We start from the raw sequence: 17,727 nt of genomic DNA on the forward strand, positions 1-17,727 counted from the left end.
TCCATGCGGCATGTGTCGATCAGGCGGCCCGCACGCCCACCTCGCGGCCCATCGGTCACCCCGTACGACGCGGTTCTTCTGCCCTGAGGCAACTTCGTTGAGATGAGGGCCCCCCGTGCGGTCGGGTGGGAGCCATGCCGCTCCTCCCCTACCGCCCGGTCCTCGCCCACCCCGTGCTGCGCCGGCTGCTCCCCGGGCTCGCGGTCTCCGCGCTCGGCGACGGGCTGGCCCTGGTCGCGGTGACGTGGCTGGCGCTGGAACTCTCGCCGGTCGGGCAGCGCGGCACCTGGACGGCGTTCGCGGTGGCCGCGTACACGTTGCCGGGCGCGGCCGGCGCGGTGCTGTTGGGGCGCGTGCTGGGCGGGCGGAGCGGGGCGCAGCTCGCCGGCTGGGACGCGACGCTGCGGGCGCTTGCGTTGGGGGCGATCCCGGTCGCGCATGTCGCCGGGGTGCTGGACGTCGGGCTGTACGTGGCGCTGCTCGCCGCCTCGTCGCTGCTGCACCCGTGGGGGTCGGCCGGCCGGTTCACGCTGGTCGCCGAGCTGCTGCCGGAACGGGACCACCTGGCCGGCAACGCGCTGCTCGGCCTGTTCGGGCAGGCGGCCACCATCGTCGGGCCGCCGCTGGCCGGGCTGCTCATCGCCGGGACGGGCGCGGTGTGGGTGATCGCGATCGACGCGGCCAGTTTCGCGGTGCTGGCGGTCAGCTACCGGCTCGTGGTCCCGGCCGTACGCCGTCGCGCGGGTCGGGCGGCGGGCGCCGGCCCGTCGCGTACCTCCGGGTTCCGGGTCATCGGCCGGGACCGGTCGCTGCTCGGCCTGCTGGCGTTGAGCTGCGGGTTCTTCTTCCTGTTCGGGCCGTTCTACGTGGCCATGCCGGTGCACGTGACCGAGGACCTGCACGCGTCCGCCGCGACGCTGGGCGGCTACTACACCGCGTTCGGCGTCGGGTCGCTGGCCGGTGGGCTGCTCACCGGTCACCTGCGGGACCGGCCGCTGCGGCCCACGCTGCTCGGCATCGTGGTGGCGTTCGGGGCGGCGCTGCTGCCGTTGGGTCTGGGCGCGCCGGTCGTCGTGTCGTTGCCGGCGTTCGCGGTGGCCGGTCTGGTCTGGGCGCCCTACCTGCCGACCGCGACCGCGTTGTTCCAGCGCCGGGCCGCCGTGGCGGAGCTGCCCCGCGTGCTGGCCGCCAACGGCGCGGTGACGGTGCTGGCGGTGCCGCTGGGCACGATGCTGGGCGGCCCGGCGACGGCAGCGCTGGGCGCACGGCCGACGCTGCTGGTGTGCGCGGTCGGGACCGTCGCGCTGGGTCTGGTGGCGGCCGGGGTGGGCGCGCTGCGCAGGCCCGGTGCCGGTCCACCGGCCGAGCTGGAGCCGCCGCCCGGACCGCGGCTACCCGACCGGACGGCGACGGACGCGAACCCCTTGGTCGACTCGGGTGGGTCAGACCATGCCAGAGAGCATCCAACGCAGGCCCGTGGCGCACCCGCCGCGGCACCGGCGGCGTCCAGTGTGGGTGCACTTGTGGTCGCCTGAGCAACAACAAGTGCACCCACACCGCCGCGGGAGCCCGCTCGCGGCGCGAGGGCACGGCGCAAGGGAACGGCAGGAAGGGCTCAGGCGGCGAGGGACTGCTCGGCGCGGACCGCGGACGCCTCGGCGCGGGCGATCGGGCCGGTGGGCAGCGCGGCGACCACCGCCCCGACGGCGACGGCCGCACCGGCGAAGAGGAACGCCCACGGCACGCCGCCGGCGTGGTCGACGATCAGGCCGGCGACCGCGCCGCCGGCCGCGCTCGCCGCGACCGACATGGTCACCACCCAGGTGTACGCCTCGTTGAGCATGCCGGCCGGGGCGATCCGCCCGACGAGCGTGTTCTCCAGCGTGAGCGCGGGCGCGATGGCGGCGCCGCCGAGCACCAGCGCGACGCCGAGCGCGGCAGGACCGGGCATCACCGCGAAGACGGCGAAGCTGGCCGCCACCGCGCCGAGCAGCCAGGCGAACTGGCGGGTCATGTTGGCGGCCGGCTTGCGTACCCCGAAGGTGAAGCCACCGGCGGCGCTGCCGATGCCCCAGACGGCGAGCAGCACGCCGGCCAGGCTCTCCGGGTCGGCGGCGCCGCTGTTGCCGGCGAAGGCCGGGACGATCACGCCGGACGCGCCGAACGCGATGCCGAGGCTGGCCACGCAGAGCAGCAGCGCGGGGAAGCCACCGACCCGCAGCGGGCCGAGCCCCCGGGCGTGGTGTTCGCGCGGGTGCGGGCGCCAGGCGCGCATCACCCGGCCGAGCGCGACCGATCCGGTGCCGACCAGGGTGACCACGGCGGCGCCGAGCAGCGCGGTGGACGCGTCGGCGAACAGCACGAAGCCGGCCACCAGCAGCGGGCCGAGCACGAAGACGACCTCGAACAGGGAGGTCTCGGCCGCGAGCGCGGTGTTGCGCAGGTGCCCGCGCCCGCTGGCCGGCGTGGTCAGGTCGTTCCAGGCGCCCCGGATGGCAGCGGTCAGCGGCGGGTACGTGCCGCCGGCGACGCCCGCCGCGAGGTAGATCAGGGCGAGGTTGCCGGCGTCGGAGCGGCTGGCGCCGAGCAGCCCGAGCAGCGCCAGCGGGTGGGCCAGCGCGGTGGCCAGCAACACCGGGGTGGGGCCGACCCGGTCGGCGATCCGGCCGGCGATCGGGCTGAGCGCGGCGCCGGAGAGCGCGTAGATGCCACCGGCGACGGCGGCGAGCGAGTAGCGGCCGGTGACCTGCTCGACCACCAGCAGCAGCGCCAGCGGGGTCATGCCGATCCCGAGCCGCCCGATGATGCCGAGGATCAACAGCATCGGCGCGCCGGGGATCCGCCAGACGCCGAGGTACTGGCGCAGCGCGGCCACTGTCGACCTCCAGGGATGTAACGAGTCAGAAGCCCTTCGACCCTAACGCCGACCGAGGGCGGGTGGAACGGTCGACTGCCTCACAGTGGCCCGGCCCACCCGGATCGCGCCAGCGATTTCCGGCATTCCGTCCCGTCCGGCCACCCCGCGTCGGAGAGTCGGTGAGGGAGACCGGGCGAGGAGGAGCGGTGAGCAAGGCGAGGGGCAGGCTGCTCGGGCTCGTCGCGCTGGCCGCGGCCGTCCCGGTGCTCCAGAACGTGCTGTTCCTGGCGCTTGACTTCCGCAGCGCGGAGGGCCTCTCGCCGCAGGGCTCGGCGGTCTGGCCGTACGACTCGTACACCGACATGCGGTGGCTGCTGGTCTACCACGACTCCTGGCAGGAGTACGCGCTCGGCCTGGTGGTCGCCATCGGGCTGCGCGGGCTGCTCTCCGCCGGCCTGGTGAGCCTCGCCTGGCCGGCCGAGGCGCCCCGGCCGGACCGGCGGCGGATCCTGCGGCGCAACCTCGGAATCGCGGCGTTGACCGCGGTGATCGTCACCCCGTTCGCCGCGCTCGCCGTCGCCGCCGGCGTGGTGTCGCTCTCCTGGTTCGTGTTCGCCGCGGTGGGGCCGATGCTGCTGCTCGCGCCGTTCCTGCAACGGGCGGCGGTCAACACCCACGGGTGGCGTGGGCTGCCGTCGGCGGCGCTGGTCGGCTGGTCGCTGCTCGACTTCGTGCTGATCACCGTGGCCGGGGCGGTCGTCTGGCGGGTGCCCGGCTGGTGGACGCTGCTGGTGGCGGCGCTCGCCGGGGCCGCGAACGGGCTGCTGTGGAACCGGTCGGTACGCGCCGCGCTGCTGCCGTCCCGGGTCCACTGGCCCCGGGTCCCGGTGGCCCCGGTCGTGGTCGTGCTCGCGCTGGCCATCCCGCTGGCGGCCCAGGTGGTGACGTCGCGTCCGGCCCACCAGGTCAGGACGTTCCGGCCGCCGCTGCTCGACCGGCCGCTGCCCGCCTCGGTCCGGTACGCGGTGATCGTGATCGGAACGCACGACTCGCGGTACGACGGGCGGCCCGCCGTCGACCCGGCGGCGGAGACGTTCTCCTACGTCGGTGCGGACGCCGCCGGTCGGCCGCTGCCGTACACCCCGCAGGACACGCACCGCTCGCTGGATTCGAGCGCGGCCCTGCTCGCCCGGCAGGTGCACGCGTTGCACGCCCGGACCGGCCGGCCGGTGGCGCTGCTCGGCGAGAGCGAGGGCGCGATGGTGGGGCGGACCTACCTGCGCGACCACCCGGACTCGCCGGTGAAGGCGCTGCTGATGTTCAGCCCGCTGGTGCGCGCCGCCCGCGTCTACTATCCGCCGGAGGACGCGGCGGCGGGCTGGGGGATCGCCCCCGGCTGGCAGTTGCGCGGGATCTTCGCGCTGGTGGCCCGCGCCAGCGGGGGCGGGGACAGCCCGGACGAGCCGTTCATCCGCTCACTGCTGGCGAACGCCCCGTTCTACCGGTTCCAGACCATGTGCCCGGTCCCCGGCGTCCGGATGGTCGCCTTCCTGCCGACGGTCAGCGCGACCGAACTCCCGCCCGGTCAGTTCACCCAGATCCCGGTCTACGAGGTGCCCGCCCTGCACGGCGGGCTGCTGGGCCAGCCGGACGTCACCGACCGGGCGATCGACTTCCTGGAGGGCCGGGACGTCCAGCAGCGGCGGTCCGAGTACCCCACGCTGCAACTGCTCGGCGCGGCCTGGCAGATTCCGGCGCTGGCGGTCACCATCAACCCGGTCTGGCGGGGTCAGCTGACGCCGGGCCCGCCGTTCTCCACCGCGCGGCTCTGCGGGCAGTAGCGCTGACACCCGGGCCGGACCCGCCGCCGCACATTCCGCCGGGGACAGGGGCTGCCGTACCGATCGGTACGGGGTAGGTTCCTCATCGAATCGAGTCCATGCCAACGGCGGCAGGGTCGCCGCCGGCGTCTACGGAGGTCGGATGAGCGGCACGGCGGGTGCGCCGTCGCGGGTCGAGACAGCGGACCCGTCAGCCCGATGACCGACCCCGCGACGCCCGGCTACCGGGCGCTCTTCCGGCATCCGGTGGCGTCCCGGCTGCTGATCGCCCGGGGCATCTCCGAGCTGGGGGACTTCGTCGGGCTCGCCGCCCTGCTGCTGCTCGCCTACGACCAGACCGACTCGGTGCTCGGGCCGGCCGCCGTCTACGCCGCCCGGACGCTGCCCGCGTTGCTGGTCGCGACCGTGTTCAGCGGCTGGCTGGACGTGCCGGCCCGGCGCACCATGCTGGTCGGGCTGTCGCTGGCCGGCGCGGCGCTCATCGCCGTACCGGTGGTGGTGCCCGAGCCGTTGCCGGCGATCGTGGCCGCCGGGCTGCTCGGCGCGGTCCGGGCCGGGTATTCGAGCGTGCACGTGGCGGTCACCGCCGAGGCGGTGGCCGCGCCGCTGCGGTTGCCGCTGTTCGGGCTCTCCGCGTTCGCGAACCAGAGCGGCCAGGTGGTCGGCCTGGTCGCCGGCGCGAGCATGACGGTGGCGCTCGGCCCCCGGACCGCCCTGGTGATCGACCTGGTGTCGTTCCTGCTCGCGGCCGGGGTGCTCGCCGGCCTGCCGGTCGGTCGGCAGGAGCACCGGGGTCCCCGGCCACCCGCCACCGCCGGCCTGCGGATCATCGCCGGCCATCCGGTCCTGCGCGGCGTCGCGCTGCTCACCGTGACCACCGCGCTGTCCGGGGCGCTGCCGGAGACGCTCGCCCCGGACCTGACCGGCGGGGGCTGGCGACCGGTGCTGCTGGCCGCCTCGTCGTTCGGTGGGGCCGTGTTCGTGCTGGTGGTCGGGCGTCGGAGCTGGCTGGCCCGGGTCGCCGGTCAGGTCCTGGCCACCCGCGCGCTGGGCACCGCGTTCCTGCTGGCCGGCCTACTTGTGGTGATCGGCGCCCCGCTCTGGGCGCTGGCCGTGGCGAACGCGTTGATCGGCGCCGGTGGCGGCTGGCTGATCGGCGCGCAGGCGACGTTCGCGCGGTTGGCGCCCCGGGAGCGGATGGGGCAGGTGGAGGCGACCATGGTGGCCGGCAACATCATGCTCTCCGGCGTCGGGATCTTCCTGCTCGGCGGCACCGCCGCGCTGTTCGGTCCGGCCGCGGCCTACCTGGTGGCGGGGCTGCTGCTGCTCGTCGTGGGACTGTTCACCCGGCTTGACCGGATTCCCGAACCGGCCTGAGGCCGGCTCCCGTCGGAAGGCTGCCGGAACGCGACTCCGCCCGCGTCCGGGCCGGACGCGGGCGGAGGATGACGGACGGACGGGTCAGCGCTGGAACTGCACCGGCCCGGAGTTGCGGGCCATCTGCTCCAGCCGGGCCACCCGCTGCTCCATCGGCGGGTGGGTGGCGAACATCGCGGCGATGCCGCCGCCCCGCTTGAACGGGTTGTCGATCATCAGGTGCGCGGTGCTGGTGAGCTGGCCCTGCGGCGCGAGCGGGCGGGCCTGCGTGCCCAGGTGGATCTTCTTGAGCGCACTGGCCAGGGCCAGCGGATCGCGGCTCAGCTCCGCGCCGGACTGGTCGGCCTGGTACTCCCGGCTGCGGCTGATCGCCAACTGGATCACCGTGGCCGCGATCGGGCCGAGAATCAGGGTGAGCAGCAGCACCGCCGGGTTCGGGCCGTCCTCGTCGTCCGAGGAGCCCAACGGGATGAACCAGGCGATGTTCGCCAGCATGGTGATGATGCCGGCCAGACCGGCCGCCACGCTGGAGATCAGGATGTCCCGGTTGTAGACGTGGGACAGCTCGTGCCCGATCACGCCGCGCAGCTCCCGGTAGTCCAGGATCTCCACGATGCCCTGCGTGACGCAGACCGCCGCGTGCTCCGGGTTACGCCCGGTGGCGAACGCGTTCGGCTGCGACGTCGGGCTCACGTAGAGCCGGGGCATCGGCTTGCCGGCCTGCGTGGACAACTCCCGCACCATGCGGTACAGCTCGGGGAACTGGGCCTCGCTGACCGGCTGCGCCTTCATCGAACGCAGGGCCAGCTTGTCGGAGTAGAAGTAGGTCACGCCGTTCATCACCAACGAGACGAGCACGGCGATGACGAGACCGCCGCTACCGCCGAACCAGTAGCCGACCGCGAGGATCAGCGAGGTCAACAGGCCGAGCAGCGCTGCGGTCTTGAGACGGTTGTGATGCACGATCGCTCCTTCGGTGCCGCGGGACCACACGGGAACCCGCTGACCGGTTCAACACACCGGTACCCGTCAACCATCCGGCTCATGGCTGAAAGTTGACTGGGGATTCCTGTGCGCCCGCTGAACCGACCGCCCACCCGGGCAGGAACCGGTCAGCGGGCCGCCACGTCCAGCACGAGCTGCGGTGCGACCCCGATCACCACGGCCGCCACGGTGGCCACCCCGAGCGCGACCGCCACCGCGCGGGCCGGTCGGGCCGCGGCGACGCCACTCGGCACCGCGTAGAGCGACGCCGTCACCCGCAGGTAGTACGCCAGGCCCAGCACCGCGTTCAACGCCACCACCAGGGCCAGCCAGCCGGCGTGCCCGGCCAGCAGCGACCGCACCACGGTCACCTTGGCGAACAGCCCGGCCAGGCCCGGCGGCAGCCCGGCCAGCCCGATCAGCGCCAACGCGAACGCGCCACCCACCCACGGGTGCCGCCGCGCCGCGCCGCGCAGGTCGGCGAGCGTGCCGCCGTCACCGTCCGCCGGCCGCAACGCCACCACCGCGGCGAACGCGGCCAACTCCAGCAGCACGAAGAACACGGCGTACGCGACCGCTGCCGCGTACGCCCCGGCGCGGGCGTCCGGGGTGCGCCCGGCGGCCAGCGCCAACGCGCCCAGCGGGGCCAGAATGTAGCCCGCCTGGGCCACCGACGACCAGGCCAACAACCGCACGGTACGCCGCTGACGCAGCGCCACCAGGTTGCCCACGGTCATAGTCAGCACCGCCAGCAACGCCAGCACCGGACCGGTCACGCCACCCGGCAGCGCCCGCTGCACCACCGCCAGCAACGCCACCACACCGCCCAGCTTCGACGCGGTCGACAGGTACGCGGCCACCGGCAGCGGCGCCCCGTCGTAGGTGGCCGGCGCCCAGGCATGGAACGGCACCGCGGCGACCTTGAACGCCAGCCCGGCCACCACCAGCGCCACCGCGACAGTGGTCAGCGGCAGGTCGGTCAGGTCGTCCCGGGCGGCCAGGGTGACGCCGAGCCGGTCCAGGTGCAGGCTGCCGGTGACCGCGTAGAGCAACGCCGCGCCGAGCAGCGTGATTGTGGTGGCGACCACGCTGACCACGAAGAACGTCACCGCCGCCTCGGCCCCGGCAAGGCTCGCCCGGCGCAGCCCGACCAGCACGTACAACGGCAGCGTCAACGTCTCCAACGCCACGATCAACGTGATCAGGTCACCGGCCGCGCCGAGCACCACGCCGCCGGTCATCGCGCAGGCGAGCAGGAAGCAGTATTCCCCGGCCGGCGTGCGCCCGGCGCGCAGCAGCGGACCGGAGATCGCCAGCACGCCGAGCGTGAGCAGCGCGATCACCACCGCCGCCAACGCGGCCCGACCGTTCCACACCCAGGAGCAGTCCGCGTCGACGCAGAACGTGCGCCGGGTGCCGGCCGCGCCGACCAGCGCCGCACCGACCGCGGTGCCGGCCGCGCCGAGCGCCGCCACCGTCACCGTCACCGCCCGACGGGCCACCAGCAGGTCCACCAGGAGCACCAGGATCGCGGTGCCGGCGGCCAGGTAGCCCGGCAGCAACGCCACGTTGTCGACGCTCTGCACCAGACTCATGGCACGACCCCCAGCAGCGCCTCCACCGGGCCGGAGGCGTAGGACAGGACCAACGCCGGGGCCAGGCCGACCGCCAGCGCCAGCAGCACCAGCGGCGCCCAGGCGGTCAACTCCGCGCCGGCCAGCCCCGGCCCGAGCGGGGCCACCGCCGGGGAGGGCCGGCCGTGGGTGACCCGGCGCAACAACCGCAACAGGTACGCGGCGGCCAGCGCGCCGCCCAGCGCGGCCAGCACCGCCAGCGTCAACCACAGCGGGCCGCCCCGCCGCACGGCCGCCACCACCGCGAACGCCTCCCCCCAGAAGCCGGCCAGGCCCGGCAGCCCCAGCGAGGCGACCGCCGCGAAGCCCAGCAGCCCGGCCAGCCGGGGCGCGGTCTCCCGCAACCCGGACAGCTCGGCCAACGAACCGGTGTGCGTCCGGTCCTTGACGGCTCCGGCCAGGAAGAACAGCAGCCCGGTGAGCACCCCGTGGGCGATGTTGCCGATCAGCGCCGCCTGGAGGCCGGTGGCGGTGAGCGTGGCCACCCCGAGCAGCACGAAACCCATGTGCCCCACGCTCGAATACGCGATCAGCCGCTTCAGCTCGTCCTGCGCCAGGCAGACCAGGCCACCGACCAGAATGGCCGCGACGGCGAGCGCGCCGAGCACCGGCGACGCCCAGCGGGCCCCCTCCGGGGCCACCCCCACCGCCACCCGGATCAGCCCGTACGTGCCCATCTTCAGCAGCACGCCGGCCAGGATCACGCTGCCCACGGTCGGCGCCTGGGTGTGCGCGTCGGGCAGCCACGAGTGCAGCGGCCAGAGCGGGCTCTTCACCGCGAACGCCAACGCCAACAGCGTGAACGCGGCGAGCTGGGTGCTCCGCGACAGGCCGGCGCCGCCGGTCAACGTGACCAGGTCGGCGGTGCCCGCGGCGGCCACCACGACGTAGACGCCGACAAGCAGCAGCACCGAACCGAACAGCGTGTAGAGCGCGAACTTGCGGGCCGCCCGCCGCCGGTCCTCGCCGCCCCAGCCGGCGATGATCGCGTACATCGGCAGCAGGACGACCTCGAAGAAGAGGAAGAACAGCACCAGGTCCAGCGCCAGGAACGTGCCGAGGATGCCCACCTCGACCACCAGCAGCAACGCCACCAGCGCCCGCCCGCTGCCGCCGCCGGCCGGCACCCGCCACACCGTGTAGCCGCAGCAGAGCAACGTGAGCAACGCGGTCAGCACCACCAGCGGCCAGGAGATGCCGTCCACGCCCAGGTGGAAGCGCAGGTCGAGGCCGGGCACCCAGGGCACGTCGAGCCGGTGCCACGGCTGCACCGCCGGGCGTGGGCCGTACCCGAACCAGCCGTGCCCGCCGCCGACCAGCGGCAGCGTCGCCAGCAGCGTCAACGCGGCGGCGGCGGTACCGACCAGCCGGCCGGCCCGGTCACCCGGCATGGCGGCGGTCGCCACCGCGCCCAGCGCCGGGACCGCGAGCACGGCCACCAGCAGAAGCTGCCCGAACGTCATGAGGTGACTCCGATCAGGGCGACCGCCAGGCCGATCAGCAACGCGCCGGCCAGCACGCCGGCCGCCGCGCGGGGCAGCGCCGCCCGGTGCAGCGCGGCCAGCCCGCCGCCCGCCTCCACCGCCGCCCGGCCGGCACCCTCGACCAGGCCGTCCACGCCCAGCTCGTCGCCGGCCCGCACGGCCCGCGCCAACGCGCCGGTCGGGCGTACGACCAGGGCGTGCTGGACGTCGTCGAGCCGGAACGCCCGGGCGAACACCGGCCGCAGCGGACCCAGGAAGCGGGCCGGGTCGGCGGCCGGGTCCCGACGCCAGCCGGCCCAGGCCCCGCCCGCGCCGACCACCAGCAGCAGGAACGGCAGGATCAGGTTCGGCGCCAGGTGCACCAGCTCGACCGCCTCGCCGGAGGCGTCACCCGGCACCCGCAGCCGGTCGGCGAACCAGGGCGCGAACGCGGCCAGCCCGAGCAGCGCCGCCGGCACCGCCAGCAACAGCACCGGCAGGCGCAGCGACGCCGGCGGATCGTGCGGCCGGAGCAGCGGCGTACGGGTCGCGCCGAAGAACACGCGCAGCAGCAGGCGGGTCGCGTACCAGGCGGTGACCGCCACCCCCAGCAGCCCGGCCAGCCAGACCAGCCAGCCCACCCACGGCGCGGTCGGGCCGGCGTCGTCGAGCGCGGCGGCCTCGGCGGCGGCCAGCACGCCGTCCTTGCTCCAGAAACCGGACAGCGGCGGCACCCCGGCCAGCGCGCCGAGCCCGACCAGCATGCACCAGAACGTGACCGGCATGGCGGCGCGCAGGCCACCCATCCGGGACATCAGCGTGGTGCCCACCGCGTGGATCACCGCACCGGCGGCGAGGAACAGCAGCGCCTTGAACGCGGCTTGGGTGAGCTGGTGGAACCGCGCGGCGGCCGGCGCGCCGACCGCCAGCGCGCCGGTCATGTACCCGATCTGGGAGACCGTCGACCAGGCCAGCACCCGCTTGAGGTCGTCCTGGGCGGTGGCCGCGAACGCGCCCAGCAGCATCGTGACCGCCGCCATCACGCCCAGCACGGCGAGCGCGGCCGGGGCCCGTTCGAACAGCGGGAACAGCCGGGCCACCGCGTAGACCCCGGCGGCCACCATGGTCGCGGCGTGGATCAGCGCGGAGACCGGCGTCGGGCCGGCCATCGCGTCCGGCAGCCAGGTGTGCAGCGGGAACTGGGCGCTCTTGCCGGCCACGCCGGCCAGCAGCAGCAGACAGGCCGCGGTCAGCGTGCCGGTGCCGTAGTCGTGCGCCAGCACGTCGGCGATCCGGAAACTGCCCGCGCCCACGCCGAGCAGCGCGATGCCGAGCAGGAAGCCCACATCACCCACGCGGGTGACCAGGAACGCCTTCACCGCCGCGCCGGGCGCCTCCGGCAGCCGCCGGTCGTGGGCGATGAGCAGGTACGAGCAGATGCCCATCACCTCCCAACCGACCAGCAGCATGATCAGGTCACCGGAGACCACCACGGTCAGCATGGCGGCGGTGAAGAGGCTGAGCTGCGCCGCGTACGGCGGGTAGCGGTGGTCCACGTCGGCGTCGTCGTGCGGCCCGCGACGCAGGTAACCGGTCGAGTAGACCTGCACGGCCAACGCCACCACGGTGACCGCGGTGGCGACCAGCACGGCCACGCCGTCCAGCCGCAGGCCCAGCGTGACCCGCAGCCCGCCCACCTCGACCCAGGTGGTGGCCGCCTCGACCGGCCCGTCCACGCGGACCAGCAACGCCAGCGCGGCCAGCAACGCCACCGCCGCGCCGGTCACCCCCAGCCCGACCGCCAGCTTCCGGGCCGGCGCCCGGTCCCCGTGCGACGCGGGCGGCAACAGCAGCCCGAGCAGGCCGGCGACCAGCGGCGCGGCCGGCAGCACCGCCGCCAGCCAGAGCGTCGGCGCGCTCATCGCGCCGCGCCTTCCGGGGACCGCTCGGCCAGCGGGACGTCGTCGACCGTGACGCTGGCCCGCAGCCGGTAGAGCTGGAGCACGATGGCCAGCCCGACGCCGATCTCGGCGGCGGCCAGCACGATCACGAACAGCGCGAACACCTGCCCGGAGTGCGGCAACGCGGCCCGGACCGTGGTGTCCGCGGTGACCAGCACCAGGTTGACCGCGTTCAGCATCAGCTCCACCGCCATCAGCACCAGCACCGCGTTGCGGCGACGCAGGACGCCGTACACGCCGAGGCCGAACAGCAGCGCGGCGGTGACGTACGGGATGACCGGCCTCACCGGCGTCCGCCCTCGTCGGCGGCTGCGGCGGCCGGTTCCAGGCCGGCAGCCGGACCGGCCCTGCCGGCCGGCTCGGAACTGCCGGCCGGACCGGTGCCCGCAGTCGGGCCGGTGCCCGCAGTCGGCCCGGTGCCCGCAGTCGGCCCGGTGGCCACAGTCGGGCCGGTGGCCACAGTCGGCCCGGTGCCCGCAGTCGGCCCGGTGCCCACGGTCCGGTCGGCGGCGTCGACGGGCCCGGGCGGGCGGCCGATGTCCGGGCGGGAGAGCACGATCGCGCCGACCAGCGCGGCCAGCAGCAGCACCGAGAGCACCTCGAACGGCAGCACCCAGGACCGGAACACCTGCTCGCCGAGGCGCTCGGCGGTCCCCGCCGCCGGCAGTTCCACCCGCGACCAGCGGAACGCGTCGACAAGCAGCACGGCCAGGCCGAGGCCGCTGCCGGCGCCGACCAGCGCGGCCGGCCAGCCGGGCCGGTCCAGGTCGTCCGAGGGGCCGATCGGGGCCCGGGTCAGCATCACCGCGAACAACAGCAGCACCACCACCGCGCCCACGTAGATCAGCACCTGCACCCAGGCCACCAGCTCGGCGGTGAGCACCAGGTAGTCGCCGGCCAGCGCGCCCAGGCACACCACCAGCCACAGCCCGGCCCGGACCAGGTGGCGGGTGCCCACCACCAGCGCGCCCGCGCCCACCGCCACCGCGCCGAGCGCGAGCAGCAGCACGTCCGCACCGGTCATGAGGCCGCGCCTCCGCCCGGGGAGTCGGCGTCGTCGGAGCGTACCCGGGTCGGGGCCGGACGGGCGGCGGGCGCGGCGGCCTTGCGGGCGGCGGTGGTCTCCTCCTTCGAGGGGTCGCCGAGCGGGTCGTGGGCCGGCGGCGGCGGTACGGTGCCCATCCACTCGCCCAGGTGGTCCTTGTCGTGCAACAGGTCCTTGATGTCGTACTCGGCGTACTCGAACTCGGGCGACCAGTAGAGCGCGTCGAACGGGCAGACCTCGATGCAGATGCCGCAGTACATGCAGAGCGAGAAGTCGATGTCGAACTTGTCGAGCACGTTGCGCTGCCGGGGGCGGGCGGCGCCGGGCACCGCCACCTCCTCCTTGTGCGAGTCGATGTAGATGCACCAGTCCGGACACTCCCGGGCGCACAGCATGCAGACCGTGCAGTTCTCCTCCAGCAGCGCGATCACGCCACGGGAGCGGGGCGGCAGCTCGGGCGCCACGTCCGGGTACTGCTGGGTGGTCGACCGGCGGGTCATCGTCTTCAACGTGACCGCCAGGCCCTTCACCAGCCCGCCGCCGGGCACTCCACCGTGCTCGCTCATGCCGCCCATCCTGCCCTGTGCCCCCGGCGCGCGCGACCACCACCCGACTCTTGGCGGCGCTATCGTGAGCGCGGGGAGAACGACACACCGGGAAGGGCCTACCGATGACCGCCGCGCTGGAGAGCGACCACCCGCCGGAGCGCGAGTGGACGACCGACGATCTGGACGCGCTGCCGGATGACGGTCGCCGCCGTGAACTGCTCGATGGAGTGCTGCTCATGTCCCCCTCCCCCACCCGGGTGCACCAGAGCATCGCGATGTTGCTCGGCGTCGCGCTCGACGAGGACTGCCCCGACGGGTACGACGTGACCCAGGCGGTCGGCGTGCGGATCAACCGCACCCGCTCCTTCATCCCGGACGTGCTGGTCACCACCGCAGCAGCCGCCGCCCGCGAGCCGTCCCGGTACGAGCCGCACGAGGTGGTGCTCGCCGTGGAGATCGTCTCGCCCAGCACGCGGTCCATCGACCGGGTGCTCAAGCCAGCGCTCTACGCGCAGGCCGGCATTCCGTTCTACTGGCGGATCGAGATCGAGGAGGAGGGCCTCGTCGTCCACACCTACAGGATCGATCCGGTGCACGAGGTCTACACGGAGACCGGTCGGTGGACCAAGTTCGTCGACACCGGCGAGCCGTTCCCGGTGAACCTGCCGATCAGCCGGATCACGCCCCGCCGGGTGTGAGCGGCGGCAACATCTCCACACCAAGCTGCTGGAGCACCTGGAACAGCTCGTTGACGCTCCACACGTCCACGATCCGCCCGGCGTCGTCGAAGCGCAGGAACGAGGCCCCGGAGTAGCTGACCACCCGCCCGGTCGGCGGCACCGGGCCGAACTGCCCGGCCTGGGTGCCGGCCGCCCGCCAGTGCACCGCGACCCGCCCGTCGCCGGCCACCAGCTCGACGATCTTGTAGCGCAGGTCCGGGAAGGACGCCCGCCGGTCCCGGTGCCCGGCCAGCACCGCCGCCGGCCCGGCGCCGCCCAGTCCGGGGCACTCCGGGGCCACCAGCTCGTACGCGCTCTCCTCGCGGCCGGCGTTCCACACGTCGGCGATGAAACGTCGGGCCGCCGCCTCCAGATCGGTCACGGCCGGCAGCCTATGCCGGCTCGGCGGCGCCCGGCCCGCCGGGACGGGCCGGCGCGACGGCCTCCGCCGCCCGACCGGTCGTGGCGACCGTCCCCGCCGCTCGACCGGTCGGGGCGACCGTCCCCACCGCCCGACCGGTCATGGCGACCGTCCCCGCCGGTCGAACGTTCGTGGCGACCGTCTCCGCCGCTCGAACTGCCGGGGCCGGTCCGAGCGACCATGATGGGAGGCGACGACAACCTGGGAGGTGGGCGTGGGCGGCAGCGACGACGAGATCCTCGACCGGACCGGCGGCAAGTACGTGGAACCGGGCGGCGAGTTCACCCGCGACCAGCGATACATCGCCACCCGGATCACCGCCGACGGGCGGGACGGCTGGCCGGTGGAACCGGGCCGCTACCGGCTGGCGGTCAGCCGGGCCTGCCCGTGGGCGAACCGACTGATCATCGTGCGCCGGCTGCTCGGGCTGGAGGACGCCATCTCGCAGGCCGTGGCCGGCCCCACGCACGACAAGCGGAGCTGGACGTTCGACCTCGACCCCGACGGCAAGGACCCGGTGCTCGGCATCGAGCGGCTCGCCGACGCCTACTTCGCCCGCTTCCCCGGCTACGAGCGGGGCATCACCGTGCCGGCGCTTGTCGACGTGCCCACCGGCCAGGTGGTGACCAACGACTACGCGCAGATGAGCCTGGACCTGTCCACCGAGTGGACCGCGTACCACCGGCCGGGCGCGCCGGAGCTGTACCCGGAGCCGCTGCGTGCCGAGATCGACGAGGTCAACAAGGTCGTCTTCGCCGACGTCAACAACGGTGTCTACCGGTGCGGCTTCGCCGGCAGCCAGGAGGCGTACGACAAGGCGTACCACCGACTCTTCGACCGGCTGGACTGGCTGAGCGAGCGGCTCACCGGCCAGCGTTACCTGGTCGGCGACACGATCACCGAGGCGGACGTGCGGCTGTTCACCACGCTGGCCCGCTTCGACCCGGTCTACCACGGGCACTTCAAGTGCAACCGGCAGAAGCTGAGCGAGATGCCGGTGCTCTGGGCGTACGCCCGGGACCTGTTCCAGACACCGGGCTTCGGCGACACGATCGATTTCGACCACATCAAGCGGCACTACTACGAGGTCCACCGGGACATCAACCCGACCGGCATCGTGCCGCTCGGCCCGGACCTGTCGAACTGGCTGACCCCACACGGCCGCGAGGACCTGGGCGGCCGTCCCTTCGGCGACGGCACCCCACCCCCACCTCCGCCCCCCGCCGAGCGCGTGGACCCCGCCCACACCCCCCTCCACTGACCCACCTCACCCACCTCACCCGCCTCGCCCCGCCCCGCCCCGCCCCGCCCCGCGATCTTGCACTTTCACGGAAAGAGTGGCTATTCGGGCCCCGTTAGCCACTCTTTCCGTGAAAGTGCGCGGCGGGCACGGGCGCGGGGCGCACGGGCGCGGGGCGAGGCGGGCACGGGGCGCACGGGCGCGGGGCGGCCCGAACGGGCGCTGGCGTGGGGCTACAGCGCCAGGCGGACGGCGACGGTGAGGACGAGCTGGGCCAGCGCGAGGGGGACCAGGACCAGCCAGCAGAGGCGTTGAAGCTGGTCCTCGCGGAGCCGGGGGTAGCTCACCCGCAGCCAGATGATCACGAACGCCACGGCGAACACCTTGAGCAGCGTCCACAGCCAGCCGAGCTGCGCGTCGGCGAACGGGCCCTGCCAGCCGCCGAGGAAGAGCACCGTGGTCAGCGCCGCGATCACCACGATGCCGACGTACTCGGCGAGCAGGAAGAACGCGAAGCGCAGGCCGGTGTACTCGGTCATGTAGCCGAAGACCAGCTCGGAGTCGGCCACCGGCATGTCGAACGGTGGGCGACGGATCTCGGCCAGCCCGGCCACGAAGAAGATCACCATGGCCGGCGCCTGCCAGAGCAGCCACCACGGCCGCCACGCCTCGACGATGCCGCTCAGACTCAGGGTGCCGGCCGCCATCGCCACCGAGGCGGCGGCCAACACCAGCGGCAGCTCGTAACCGAGCAACTGGGCCGCGCCGCGCAGCCCACCGAGCAGGCTGTACTTGTTGGCCGATGCCCAGGCCGACATGAGCACCGCCAGCACCCCGATGCCCACCACGGCGAGCACGAAGAACAGGCCGATGTCCAGCGGCTGGGCGACCAGGCCCGCGGGGCCGAGCGGGATGACCAGCAGCACCAGCAGGTACGGCACCAGCGCCACCGCCGGCGCCAGCCGGAACACCTGCCGGTCCGCCTCGCGCGGGGTGACATCCTCCTTCTGCACGAACTTGATGCCGTCCGCGACAAGCTGCGCCCAGCCGTGGAAGCCACCCGCGTACATCGGGCCGAGCCGGCCCTGCATGTGCGCCATCACCTTGTGTTCGGCCTGGCCGACGATCAGCGGCAGAGTGAGGAACGCGACCAGCACGCCGACCACCCGCAGGACCAGCTCCAACCAGTCCGGCATCAGTCCTCCCCCGCCTCGACGCCGGAGCCCGCGTCGGGCCGGGCCGGGCCGGCGGGCCGGTCGTCCGCCGGTTCCTGCCGTGCCGGGCCGGTCGGTCGCTCCCCCGGGAGCGGGCGCCCGAGCGGACCGGGCTCCGCAGGCGGCGGGGCGGGTTCCCGCCGGGCCGGGCCGGTCGGCCGGGACGCGCCCGGGACGGGACGGGCCTCGGGGCCCGACCGCGTCCCACGCCCAGCAGAGGCCGGAGGCGCGGGACGCTCGTCGGAGGCCGGAGGGACAGGTCGCCCGCCGGAGGCCGGAGGGACAGGTCGCCCGCCTGAGGCCGGAGGGACAGGGCGCTCGTCGGAGGCCGGAGGGACATGGCGCCCGTCGGGCCCCGGGCGCTCATCCGGGCCCGGACGCGACGGACGCTCACCAGAGGCCGGGGGCGCGGGACGCACGCCG

14 protein-coding genes and 1 pseudogene are annotated in these 17,727 nt (G+C 74.5%); 5 read left to right on the forward strand and 10 right to left on the reverse strand.

Features of this window, described 5'->3' with window-relative positions; genetic code table 11:
- Positions 1 to 134 precede the first annotated feature (134 nt).
- On the forward strand, positions 135 to 1,535 hold the full coding sequence (locus ACIA6B_RS00820; protein WP_396769606.1) for an MFS transporter: 1,401 nt from the start codon (positions 135 to 137) through the stop codon (positions 1,533 to 1,535).
- A gap of 80 nt (positions 1,536 to 1,615) precedes the next feature.
- Here ACIA6B_RS00820 and ACIA6B_RS00825 read toward each other — a convergent pair whose 3' ends face one another.
- Entirely contained in the window at positions 1,616 to 2,875 is a 1,260-nt protein-coding gene (locus ACIA6B_RS00825; protein WP_357298116.1) for an MFS transporter, read from the reverse strand.
- Positions 2,876 to 3,063: 188 nt separating this feature from the next.
- Between ACIA6B_RS00825 and ACIA6B_RS00830 the strand changes: the two genes are divergently transcribed.
- On the forward strand, positions 3,064 to 4,698 hold the full coding sequence (locus ACIA6B_RS00830) for a hypothetical protein (RefSeq protein ID WP_396769608.1): 1,635 nt from the start codon (positions 3,064 to 3,066) through the stop codon (positions 4,696 to 4,698).
- 198 nt (positions 4,699 to 4,896) lie between these two features.
- Positions 4,897 to 6,075: a hypothetical protein gene (locus tag ACIA6B_RS00835; protein ID WP_396769610.1), complete on the forward strand. Its 1,179-nt coding sequence runs from the start codon at positions 4,897 to 4,899 to the stop codon at positions 6,073 to 6,075.
- Between the two features lie 84 nt (positions 6,076 to 6,159).
- On the opposite strand, the gene htpX is transcribed toward ACIA6B_RS00835, so the two are convergent.
- The 7 genes and pseudogenes from htpX to ACIA6B_RS00870 all read right to left on the reverse strand — a co-directional run bounded on the left by htpX (position 6,160) and on the right by ACIA6B_RS00870 (position 13,728).
- The gene (gene htpX, locus ACIA6B_RS00840; RefSeq protein ID WP_396769612.1) at positions 6,160 to 7,038 is read right to left on the reverse strand and encodes a zinc metalloprotease HtpX; all 879 of its coding nucleotides are present in this window, start codon (positions 7,036 to 7,038) and stop codon (positions 6,160 to 6,162) included.
- A 149-nt stretch (positions 7,039 to 7,187) separates the two neighbouring features.
- Complete coding sequence (locus ACIA6B_RS00845; protein WP_396769614.1) at positions 7,188 to 8,654, reverse strand: NADH-quinone oxidoreductase subunit N; 1,467 nt, start codon at positions 8,652 to 8,654, stop codon at positions 7,188 to 7,190.
- A complete protein-coding gene (locus ACIA6B_RS00850; protein WP_396769616.1) occupies positions 8,651 to 10,156 on the reverse strand; it encodes a NuoM family protein in 1,506 nt (501 codons plus the stop codon). Before ACIA6B_RS00850 ends, ACIA6B_RS00845 begins: the two co-directional genes overlap by 4 nt.
- A complete protein-coding gene (locus ACIA6B_RS00855) occupies positions 10,153 to 12,078 on the reverse strand; it encodes an NADH-quinone oxidoreductase subunit L (protein ID WP_396769618.1) in 1,926 nt (641 codons plus the stop codon). The genes ACIA6B_RS00850 and ACIA6B_RS00855 overlap by 4 nt, the downstream gene beginning before the upstream one ends.
- On the reverse strand, positions 12,075 to 12,404 hold the full coding sequence (gene nuoK, locus ACIA6B_RS00860) for an NADH-quinone oxidoreductase subunit NuoK (protein ID WP_396769620.1): 330 nt from the start codon (positions 12,402 to 12,404) through the stop codon (positions 12,075 to 12,077). The genes ACIA6B_RS00855 and nuoK overlap by 4 nt, the downstream gene beginning before the upstream one ends.
- A 191-nt stretch (positions 12,405 to 12,595) precedes the next feature.
- Positions 12,596 to 13,141, reverse strand: a pseudogene (locus ACIA6B_RS00865) (NADH-quinone oxidoreductase subunit J); the annotation flags it as partial.
- Complete coding sequence (locus ACIA6B_RS00870) at positions 13,138 to 13,728, reverse strand: NADH-quinone oxidoreductase subunit I (RefSeq protein ID WP_107157406.1); 591 nt, start codon at positions 13,726 to 13,728, stop codon at positions 13,138 to 13,140. The pseudogene ACIA6B_RS00865 and the gene ACIA6B_RS00870, both read right to left, overlap by 4 nt.
- A 104-nt stretch (positions 13,729 to 13,832) precedes the next feature.
- On the opposite strand from ACIA6B_RS00870, the gene ACIA6B_RS00875 reads away from it, so the two are divergent.
- Entirely contained in the window at positions 13,833 to 14,408 is a 576-nt protein-coding gene (locus ACIA6B_RS00875; RefSeq protein WP_396769622.1) for a Uma2 family endonuclease, read from the forward strand.
- On the opposite strand, the gene ACIA6B_RS00880 is transcribed toward ACIA6B_RS00875, so the two are convergent.
- Positions 14,389 to 14,811, reverse strand: a complete 423-nt coding sequence (locus ACIA6B_RS00880) for an ester cyclase (protein WP_107157404.1) — start codon at positions 14,809 to 14,811, stop codon at positions 14,389 to 14,391. The two genes, ACIA6B_RS00875 and ACIA6B_RS00880, sit on opposite strands and share 20 nt — an antisense overlap.
- A gap of 253 nt (positions 14,812 to 15,064) precedes the next feature.
- On the opposite strand from ACIA6B_RS00880, the gene ACIA6B_RS00885 reads away from it, so the two are divergent.
- Entirely contained in the window at positions 15,065 to 16,111 is a 1,047-nt protein-coding gene (locus ACIA6B_RS00885) for a glutathione S-transferase family protein (RefSeq protein ID WP_396769624.1), read from the forward strand.
- Positions 16,112 to 16,323: 212 nt separating this feature from the next.
- Here ACIA6B_RS00885 and nuoH read toward each other — a convergent pair whose 3' ends face one another.
- Positions 16,324 to 17,286, reverse strand: coding sequence for an NADH-quinone oxidoreductase subunit NuoH (nuoH, locus tag ACIA6B_RS00890; RefSeq protein WP_396769626.1), 963 nt, complete (start codon positions 17,284 to 17,286; stop codon positions 16,324 to 16,326).
- Positions 17,287 to 17,727 lie beyond the last annotated feature (441 nt).

The sequence above is a fragment of the Micromonospora sp. NPDC051141 genome, assembly GCF_044455765.1.
Taxonomy (GTDB): domain Bacteria; phylum Actinomycetota; class Actinomycetes; order Mycobacteriales; family Micromonosporaceae; genus Micromonospora.